We start from the raw sequence: 9,187 nt of genomic DNA on the forward strand, positions 1-9,187 counted from the left end.
GAAAAGACGACGCTTTGGCCTCATAAAGAGTTATCGCATTTGGCGTGACGAGGCGTCGCCGACCTGTCGGAGTCGGATCGACCGGCTTGGGGCGGGAGCCCCCGTCAGGCGCTGACGGCGCGCGGCCTCGGCGGGGTCTGGAGCGCGGCGAGAACGGTCTCCGTGCGAAAGCGCTCGTCGTCGAGGCGCTCAAGGCGCTTCCGCAGCGCTTCCACGGTGAGCCTGCGCAGTTCCGCCTCGCCGAAATCATCCCCGGCCGCGAGCAGCCCGGCGATCTCGCCCAGGCCGAGGCCGGAGGCCCGACAACTGGAGATGAACGCCAGGCGTTCGAGCGCCGCATCGTCGTAGAGGCGGATGCCGCGCGGATGGCGTTCGCTCCGCAACAGTCCGCGCTCTTCATAGAAGCGGATGGCTCGGGCCGTGAGCCCGCACATGATGGCGGCCTGGCCGACGGGGATCTTGACGGCCAGACCGGGCCGTTCGACCGACCCTCCCGAAGGGATGCCGGAACGCCGCTTGGTCAGCGAGATGGGCTGTCGCTCGATCTGGCTTTGCATTTCTCACCTCATGGTCTTGGGGGGACGGCGAGCGGCCCCGGGCCCGCCGCCCACGGACTCGCGTCTAAAGGCGTTCGACAATGATGGCCGGTGCCATGCCGCCGGCGGCGCACATGGTGACCAGGCCGCGCTTCAGGTCGCAGCGTTCCAGTTCGTCGAGGATGGTGCCGATCAGGATCGAGCCAGTCGCGCCGATCGGGTGGCCCAGCGCCATGGCGCCGCCGTTCACATTGACCTTGTCACGGTCGAGCTTCAGGTCGCGGATAAACTTCTCGGCCACCACCGCGAAGGCCTCGTTGATCTCGAACAGGTCGATGTCGTCGACGGTCAGGCCGGCCTTGGCCAAGACCTTCTGGGCGGCCGGGACCGGGGCGTTCAGCATCAAGGTGGGGCTGTCGCCCATATTGGCCATGGCCACGACGCGGCCGCGGGCCTTGAGGCCGTGCTTGGCGGCGTAGGCGGGCGAGGCCAGCAGGATGGCGGCGGCGCCGTCGACCACGCCCGAAGAGTTACCCGCATGGTGCATGTGGGTGATCTTCAGGTCCGGATAGACCTGACGGATCAGGTCGCCATAGGTCGTGCCCTTGTCGTCGATGGCGACGTTGGCCAGCATCTCGAAGGCCGGCTTCAGGCCCGAAAGGCCCTCCATGGTGGTCTGCGGACGCGGGAACTCCTCACGGTCCAAAGCCAGGCTGCCGTCCTCGCGATAGACCGGGATCAGCGACTTGTCGAAGTGGCCGCCCTTGATTGCGGCGTCGGCGCGCTGCTGGCTGAGCAGAGCCAGTTCGTCCAGGGCGCGGCGGTCGATGCCTTCCATGGTGGCGATGGCGTCGGCGCAGACGCCTTGCTGGGTCTGCGGGTGACGGGCGCGCAGGCGCAGGTTGCCGCTGTCCATCATCGGCGGGGTCGAGGGATCACCCGTCGAGGAGGTGTAGGACATCATCTCGGTGCCGCCGGCGATCACCAGGTCTTCCATGCCCGACATGATCTGCGCCGCGGCCAGGTTCACCGTGGTGATGCCCGAGCCGCAGAAGCGGTCCAGCGTCATGCCGCTGGCCTTGGTGTCATAGCCCGCGTCGAGCGCCGCCATCCGGCCGAGATCCCCACCCTGCTTGCCGCGCTGGCTTGAGGTGCCCCAGATGATGTCGTCAACTTCGGCCGTGTTGAGGTTGTTGCGCTCGGCCAGGGCCTTCAGGACCGCCGCGCCGAGATGCTGGGGGTGGAAGTCGGCGAGCGCGCCTTTGCCGACCTTGCCGATGCCGCGCGGGGTGCGGCAGGCGTCGATGATGAGAGCTTCGGGCATGATCTCTTCCTTGTTGTGCAATAATCCGTGGCCCGGCTGGGAAGCGCTCCACAGCGCCGCGCCTGACCGTTCAGGCCCCACACTCAGCTACCCGCCGTAGCGGCAGTCCAGCGCAAAACGTCGTTCAAAAATCCTCGCAGCCTGGGGAACCGAAGGGGCGGGATGCTCGTTAACAATTCAGATCGACAGCGAAAGCTGCAGATCCGATCCGCGGAACCTCAGAAATGAGATCCTCGGACCTAGAAGCCCGACGCGATCCCCTCCGGGAGTGAACGCCGGGCTTCACTGCGTCTGGAGCCTGGGTTCCGCGCCAAAACAGCCTCAAATCGCCGTTGCGCTCGCCATCCGGGAACCGACCCCGCCGGTCCATGTTGATTGACATGGACAAGCTGGGAACACTTCAAAGGAGGTGCGACATGAAAGCTAGAGGACTTCTCGCCCTAACGACCGCAGCCATGCTGGTCACGGCCTGCGGAACCACCATGACTGAGCGCGCCGCGACCGGCGGGTTGGCCGGCGCCGCCATCGGCGCGGCGGTGGATAGTTCGGTGGCCGGCGCCCTGATTGGCGGCGCGGCCGGCGCCACCTTGGGTGCGGTGACCACCAAACGCTCTGACAACGTCAATCGTCGCCAGTACTACGACGAGCGCGCCGGCCGATATTACTACTATGACTCTTCGAATGGCCGGTACTACTGGGAAGACGGTAGCCGGCGCTAGCCGCGTCACGGTCGACCGTTAAGCGAGATAGATCGCGGCGCCGCCCGGACCGCGAAAACAACGCGCGGGGGCACGTGCGTGACCGATGCGATTGCTGGCTCCACGGCCTCGGACGCCGCATACATCTCAACCGGCCACCTGCCCGCCAGCGAGGTCGTGCAGTCGCTAATCTCGCGAGCCTATAACCTCTACAAAGGCGACGAGAACGGGCAGACATCGCAGGTCTACCCTGCCCTGGCGCGCGCGCCGAGCGAACTGTTCGGCATCTGCGTGGCCGAAAACGCCGGCCACCTCCACGAGATCGGCGACACCCGCCACGAGTTCTCGATCATGAGCGTTTCGAAGCCGTTTGTGTTCGCCCTGATCTGCGACCAGATCGGCCCGGAGAAGGCGCGCGAACTGCTCGGCGCCAACGCAACGGGCCTGGCCTTCAACTCGCTCGCGGCGATTGAGCAGGGCGACGACGGCCGCACCAACCCCATGGTCAACGCCGGCGCGATCGCGACCACCAGCTTGGCGCCCGGCGGATCGGTCGACGACAAATGGCGCTTTATACATGAGGGCCTGTCGCGCTTCGCCGGTCGAACCCTGGCGATGAACGAGGAGGTCTACGCCTCGGCCTCCGACACCAATTTTCGCAATCGCGGCATCTCGCGCCTGCTGCAGAGCTACGGCCGGATCTACTGCGATCCGCGTGACGCCACCGACCTCTATACCCGCCAGTGCGCGTTGAACGTCAGCGCTCGCGACCTCGCGGTGATGGGCGCCACCCTGGCCGACGGCGGCGTCAATCCGATCACCAGAGATCAAGTGGTCAGCGCGCGGGTCTGCCGCTACGCGTTGTCGGTCATGGCCACGGCCGGCCTCTACGAGACCTCCGGCGATTGGCTGTTCGACATCGGACTGCCCGGCAAGAGCGGGATCAGCGGCGGTATCGTCACCGTCTCGCCTGGCAAGGGAGGATTGGCGACCTTCGCCCCGCGCCTCGACACCGCCGGCAACAGCATCAAGGGTCAACTTGCCGCCAGGTTCCTCTCCCAGCAGCTCGGCATGAACCTGTTCGCCTCCCGGCCGGAGGTCTAGCAGGCGCGGCTCAACGGCCGGCCATCGCCGCCTTCAAGGTCTTGGTGTCCTGCTCCGACCAGTTGGGCGGCTCGGTCACCGCCACCCAGGAGTCGGCGTAGTTGGCGGCCGAGAACACGTGGCCGCGTCCGGGCGGCACCGTTCCCGAGACCATGATATCCACCCCGAGTTGCAGGGCGGTGACGATTGGGATCCACCGGAAAGCCGGTGAGACGTCAGGCCCGCGCGGAGCGTCCATCCAGTCAGGCTGGCGATAGAATATGCTCGGCTCGAAGAAGGTGATCGGATCGCTGGCGTACTGCAGCATCACGATCCGCATCGGCCCCCAGGTCGCGCCCGGAATATTGAGGTGATTGTCCTGGTTGGTGAAGCGGACGGTGGAGCTGTCGCCCGAGATCGGCAGCCAGGCTGGCGAGCCCGGCCGGCGCCCGGCGGTCATGGTCCGCCACATCGTGCTTTGGAACGGCGTGCCGCTCCAAACCGCGCCGTCGAACGGGTCGCCGATCACGCGGAACAGATCGGCCGAACGCTGGGAGTTCAGCGCGCCCAGGCTGAGCCCGTGCAGATAGAGCTTCGGACGGGTTTCCCGCGGCAGGGTCCGCCAATAGCCGTAGACCTCGTCGAACAGGGCCAGGGCGGTCCCCGAACCGTTGTCCGGCTCGATCCACAGCGACAGCCAGCTCGAGAGATAGGAGTACTGGACCGCGACGCTCGCGGTGTCCCCACGATGAATATACTCGACCGTATCGCTGCCGGCCGGATCGACCCAGCCGGTGCCGGTCGGAATGATGATCACCAGCACCGAGCGATCGAAACCGCCCACGCGCTTCAGCTCGGCCAGGGCCAGCTTCGCGCGCTCCTTTGGCGTCTCGGCGTTGTTCAGCCCGGCATAAACTCGGATCGGCTCCATGGCCGGCGCCTTGAGCAGGCCGCTGATCGATTCCCTTGAGGGGCCGGCGACGACGAACTCACGCCCTCGACGCCCCATGTCCTGCCAGGCGATCAGCGAGGCCGCGCTGCCCGCCTTGCCCGGATCGGTCGGCGCGGCGACATCGGTCTCGATACGGGCGTCCAGCTCGCGATAGGAGCGGTCGGCGATGTGCAGCGCCGTGCGGAAAATCACTCCGTCCAGCACCGACCAGAACAGCAGGGCCGCGATCACCGCGCCCAGTAGATAGGCGACCCGGTCGGGCAGCCGGCCCTTCAGCCGCCGGGAGATGACCCGGAAGGTGAGCCGCACCAGCCGCGCGATCGCCATGAAGAAACAGAAGGTCAGAAAGGCGATCAGCCCGACCTGGAACGGATTGGCGTTGTTCGCCAGCGGCATGTCCAGCGCCTCGCGCACCGAGTTCTGCCAGCCGTTCGCCAGCCAGAGGAACACGATGGCGATCACCAGGCAGGCCAGGCCGACGCCCTGCTTCAACCGCTTGGCCAGCCGGCCGTCCGGCTGAGGCAGTTGCACATAGATCCAGGTCCGCTCCAGCAGCAGCCCGATCCCGTAGCCAACCGCCGAGGACAGCCCCGACAGCACGCCCTGCAGCGCGAAATGCCGGGGAATGAGGCTGGGGGTCAGGGAGGCGGCGAAGAACAAGGTCGCCAGCAACAGCCCGGTCAGCGACATCTTCTCCACCCAGGCGGTCAGGCGTTCAGACTTGATCGACATCGCGCAGGAGCCCCTGGTTTCTTGAGACGTCACCCCGAACCGAGCTTAGGCGCGCCCCCACGCCCCCGCAACCCAGACAGGCAATCTCCACGGACTCTCCTTCGCGCGACCACTTAGCCGGAGATTCAGCATTGGGTTGACGCGTAGGCGCGTGTCAGGCGCGATGGCCCCGTTGAGGCGGCCAGGATCGGAGCGCCGCGCCAGGAGTCCCCGATGATTGAAGCATCCTGCCACTGCGGCGCGATCTCGTTCGCCGTCGAGATCGCGCCCGACCAGGTCAACGACTGCAATTGCTCGATCTGCCGGCGCTACGGCACGCTGTGGGCCTACTACCGGCCCGCCGAGGTGCGGTTCGCCGCCGAGAACGGCCCCACCGACATCTACCAGTGGGGCGACCAAACACTTGAATTCCATCGCTGCCGCATCTGCGGCTGCGTCACCCATTGGTCGGCGGTGAACCCGGCCCGCGAGCGTATGGGAATCAACGCCCGGCTGATGGCGCCGCAGGTGCTCGCCGCCATCTCGGTGCGGCACGGCGACGGCGCCTCGCGGTAGGGCGAGAAGACACCCCCATCGCCACCTTAAGTCGCTTAATAAACTTTTAGCGAGAGTTCCTTAACCGACGCTTCTCCAAACTCGGCCTTGAGCGCGAACGCCACGCCCCACCAGGCTTGGCGACGCGGCCTCGGAGATTTTCGGTTTTCACCAGCTCGTCGGCCCTTGGGCGGACAAGCTTCACCACACTCGCATGTTGCTCAGTTTCGTTCGCGTCCCGGTTCCCCGCGTCGCCTGAAGTCTAGCGACGTCAAATTTGAACCGCGCCCACCCGCGCGGCGGCAGGGAAGACAAAACTGATGACGACGTACACGGTCACCGACCCCTTCGATTCCTCCGCGCTGGGCTCGCTGCGCTATGGGATCGCGAACGCCGTCGTCAACGACTACGACACCATCAACTTCGGCGGGGACCTGCTCATAGCCCCCGGCACCGACCTGCCCGCCCTCACGTCCGACCTGACCTTCAGTGGGGGAAAACTAACGCTGCTGGGCTACCTTGATGTCGGAAGCGTCGCCTTGACGCTCGCGACCGACATGAGCCTGTACGGCCTGCGGGACACGGGGGGCTCCCTGTCGCTGTCGTCCGGCGTCACGCTGACGTTCGACGGCCCGACCGACACGTCCCTCGCCCTCGCCATCAGCGGCGACGGCGTCCTGAAGATCATCACCGCGGGAACACTGACGCTGTCGGGGACCAACAGCTATTCTGGCGCCACGACAGTGCACGCGGGGGGCACGCTCTCGATAGCCTCCGACAGCAACCTGGGCTCGGGCGCGGTGAACCTGGCGAGCTTTACGGCGCTGAAGGTGACCGGCGCCACCACCATCGACAACGCCATCTCCCTGGCGGGTCCAACGACCTACGACTCCGCCGTCGATCAAACCCTGTCCGGCGACATCTCCGGGGCTGGCGGCCTCACCAAGACCGGGGCAGGAACCCTGACCCTGTCGGGTTCGAACACCTATGCCGGCGATACACTGGTGAGCGGCGGCACGCTCTCGGTGGCCTCCGACGGCAATCTGGGCGCCGGCGAGGTGAGCCTGGCCAGCGGTACGACGCTGAAAGTGACTGGCTCGACGACCATAGATAACGTCCTCTATCTTGAGGGTTCCGCCACCTACGACGCCGCCGCCAACCACACGCTGTCAGGCATCGTCTTCGGCATCGGCGGCCTCACCAAGACTGGGGCTGGAACCCTGACGCTGTCGGGCTCCAACAGCTATTTGGGCCAAACGGCGGTCAACGCGGGCACGCTCTCGGTGGCCGACGACAGCAACCTGGGCTTCGGTTCGGTGGTGCTGGGCGGCGGCACGACGCTACAGGTGACCGGCCCGACGACCATCGACAACGCCCTCAGCCTTGCGGGTTCCGCCACCTACGACGCCGCCGCCAACCAGACGCTGTCCGGCACGGTCAACGGCGCCGGCGGCCTCACCAAGATTGGGGTGGGAACCCTGACGCTGTCCGGGACCAACGGCTATTTGGGCGACACGACGGTCAACGTGGGCACGCTCTCGGTGGCCGGAAACAGCAACCTGGGCCTCGGTTCGGTGGTGCTGGGCGGCGGCACGACGCTACAGGTGACCGGCGGCATCACCAAGTCCATCACCCTCCTGGGTTCAGCGACCTACGACGCCACCGTTAATCAGACGATGTCCGGCGTGATCGGCGGCAGCGGCAGCCTCACCAAGACCGGGGCCGGCGAGCTGACCCTGTCGGGCTCCAACACCTATGGCGGCTCGACCACGGTGAGCAGCGGCACGCTCTCGGTGGCCGTCGACGGCAATCTGGGCGCCGGCGTGGTGAACCTGGCCAGCGGCACGACGCTGAAGGTGACCGGGTCCACCTCCATCGACAACGCCATCTCCCTGACGGGTTCAACGACCTACAACTCCGCCGGCGATCAAAACCTGTCCGGTGTGATCTCCGGCTCCGGCAGCCTCACCAAGACCGGGGCCGGCGAGCTGACCCTGTCGGGCGTCAACACCTATGGCGGCACGACCACGGTGAGCGGCGGCACGCTCTCGGTGACCGCCGACGGCAATCTGGGCGCCGGCGTGGTGAACCTGGCCACCGGCACGACGCTGAAGGTGACCGGCGCCACCACCATCGACAACGCCTTCACCCTGACCGGTTCAACGACCTACAATTCCGCCGTCAATCAGACTCTGTCCGGCGACATCTCCGGCTCGGGCAACCTCACCAAGACCGGGGCCGGAACCCTGACGCTGTCGGGCTCCAACACCTTTACCGGCAACCTGGTTGTGAACGCCGGCACGGTGGCGCTGAGCGGCGGTTCAGCGATCGCCGACACCTCCGCGGTCTGGGTCTACGGCGGGACGCTGCGGCTCGACGCGGACGAAACCGTGGGCTCCATCGCCGGCCCGAGTGGCGAGATCGCGCTCGGCGCCAACCGCCTGACCACCGACAGCAGCGACGCAACCACCTTCAGCGGCGTGATCTCCGGCGCCGGCGGCCTCACCAAGGCAGGGACCGGAACCCTGTCGCTGTCGGGAACCAACACCTTCACAGGCGATGTCACGGTGAGCGGCGGCACGCTGGTGCTGAGGAATCAGGGGGCGCTCGCCGACACGGTCGCGGTCACCGTCAACGACGGGACGTTGTTGGGGATCGCCAACAACGAGGTCGTGGGCTCCATCGCCGGCGCCGGCGCGATTGAACTCGTGGGCGATCTGTCCACCGGCGGCGACAACACCTCGACCACCTTCAGCGGCGTGATTTCGGGCGCTGCAGGCTCCCTCACCAAGACCGGGTCAGGGACCCTGACGTTGTCGGGCGCCAATACCTTTGGTGACGGCGCCGTCGAAGGCGTCATCATCACGTCCGGGACCTTGAACGTGACGGGCAGCCTCACCTCGTTCGTCAACATCGCCTCCGGCGCCACCCTGAGCGGGACGGGCACGGTGGGTTTGCTGAACATAGCTGGAACCCTGGCGCCCGGCGCCTCGCCCGGCATCCTGCGCACTGGAACGCTTAACTTCGCCTCGTCCGGCGTCCTCAAGGCCGAGATCGGCGGCGTCACGGCGGGCCTCTACGACCAGTTGCAGGTGAGCGGCGCGGTGGCGCTGAACGGCAGCACCCTGAATGTCACCCTGTTCGGCGGTTTCACCCCCACCGCCACCAGCAGCTACGTGCTGATCGCCAACGACGGCGCCGATGCGGTGAGCGGAACCTTCACCGGCCTGGCCGAGGGCGCGACCGTGACGGTCGGCGCGGTCAAGTTCGCCATCAGCTACGTCGGCGGCGACGGCAACGACGTGGTCCTGACCTACACCGCGCCGGC

The 9,187-nt window shown here is 66.8% G+C and carries 7 protein-coding genes; 4 read left to right on the forward strand and 3 right to left on the reverse strand.

The genetic code is table 11. The features are described 5' to 3' along the window. Positions 1–104: 104 nt before the first annotated feature. Positions 105–557 carry a MerR family transcriptional regulator gene (locus Q7T84_RS17020; RefSeq protein WP_304811197.1) on the reverse strand — a complete coding sequence of 151 codons (453 nt, stop codon included), beginning with the start codon at positions 555–557 and terminating at the stop codon, positions 105–107. Between the two features lie 64 nt (positions 558–621). Continuing rightward, the gene (locus Q7T84_RS17025) at positions 622–1,860 is read right to left on the reverse strand and encodes an acetyl-CoA C-acetyltransferase (protein ID WP_304811199.1); all 1,239 of its coding nucleotides are present in this window, start codon (positions 1,858–1,860) and stop codon (positions 622–624) included. Positions 1,861–2,276: 416 nt separating this feature from the next. Between Q7T84_RS17025 and Q7T84_RS17030 the strand changes: the two genes are divergently transcribed. Further along, entirely contained in the window at positions 2,277–2,579 is a 303-nt protein-coding gene (locus tag Q7T84_RS17030; protein ID WP_304811201.1) for a glycine zipper domain-containing protein, read from the forward strand. A 78-nt stretch (positions 2,580–2,657) separates the two neighbouring features. Continuing rightward, positions 2,658–3,662 carry a glutaminase A gene (glsA, locus tag Q7T84_RS17035; RefSeq protein ID WP_304811203.1) on the forward strand — a complete coding sequence of 335 codons (1,005 nt, stop codon included), beginning with the start codon at positions 2,658–2,660 and terminating at the stop codon, positions 3,660–3,662. Positions 3,663–3,672: 10 nt separating this feature from the next. Here glsA and Q7T84_RS17040 read toward each other — a convergent pair whose 3' ends face one another. Then, the gene (locus Q7T84_RS17040; protein WP_304811205.1) at positions 3,673–5,325 is read right to left on the reverse strand and encodes an alpha/beta-hydrolase family protein; all 1,653 of its coding nucleotides are present in this window, start codon (positions 5,323–5,325) and stop codon (positions 3,673–3,675) included. A 213-nt stretch (positions 5,326–5,538) separates the two neighbouring features. Between Q7T84_RS17040 and Q7T84_RS17045 the strand changes: the two genes are divergently transcribed. Both Q7T84_RS17045 and Q7T84_RS17050 read left to right on the forward strand, forming a co-directional pair. Beyond that, the gene (locus Q7T84_RS17045) at positions 5,539–5,880 is read left to right on the forward strand and encodes a GFA family protein (protein WP_304811207.1); all 342 of its coding nucleotides are present in this window, start codon (positions 5,539–5,541) and stop codon (positions 5,878–5,880) included. Positions 5,881–6,179: 299 nt separating this feature from the next. Further along, positions 6,180–9,187, forward strand: a 3,008-nt coding sequence (locus tag Q7T84_RS17050; protein WP_304811211.1) for an S-layer family protein, incomplete at its 3' end; no start/stop codon positions are given.

Source organism: Phenylobacterium sp., assembly GCF_030654915.1.
In the GTDB taxonomy this organism is placed as follows: Bacteria; Pseudomonadota; Alphaproteobacteria; order Caulobacterales; family Caulobacteraceae; genus Phenylobacterium.

What these genes read in the sequence shown, in the direction of transcription:
- Q7T84_RS17025 (WP_304811199.1), bottom strand. Translation starts at nt 1,860, where the DNA reads ATGCCCGAAGCTCTCATCATCGACGCCTGCCGCACCCCGCGCGGCATC.
- Q7T84_RS17045 (WP_304811207.1), top strand. Translation starts at nt 5,539, where the DNA reads ATGATTGAAGCATCCTGCCACTGCGGCGCGATCTCGTTCGCCGTCGAG.
- Q7T84_RS17020 (WP_304811197.1), bottom strand. Translation starts at nt 557, where the DNA reads ATGCAAAGCCAGATCGAGCGACAGCCCATCTCGCTGACCAAGCGGCGT.
- Q7T84_RS17040 (WP_304811205.1), bottom strand. Translation starts at nt 5,325, where the DNA reads ATGTCGATCAAGTCTGAACGCCTGACCGCCTGGGTGGAGAAGATGTCG.
- Q7T84_RS17030 (WP_304811201.1), top strand. Translation starts at nt 2,277, where the DNA reads ATGAAAGCTAGAGGACTTCTCGCCCTAACGACCGCAGCCATGCTGGTC.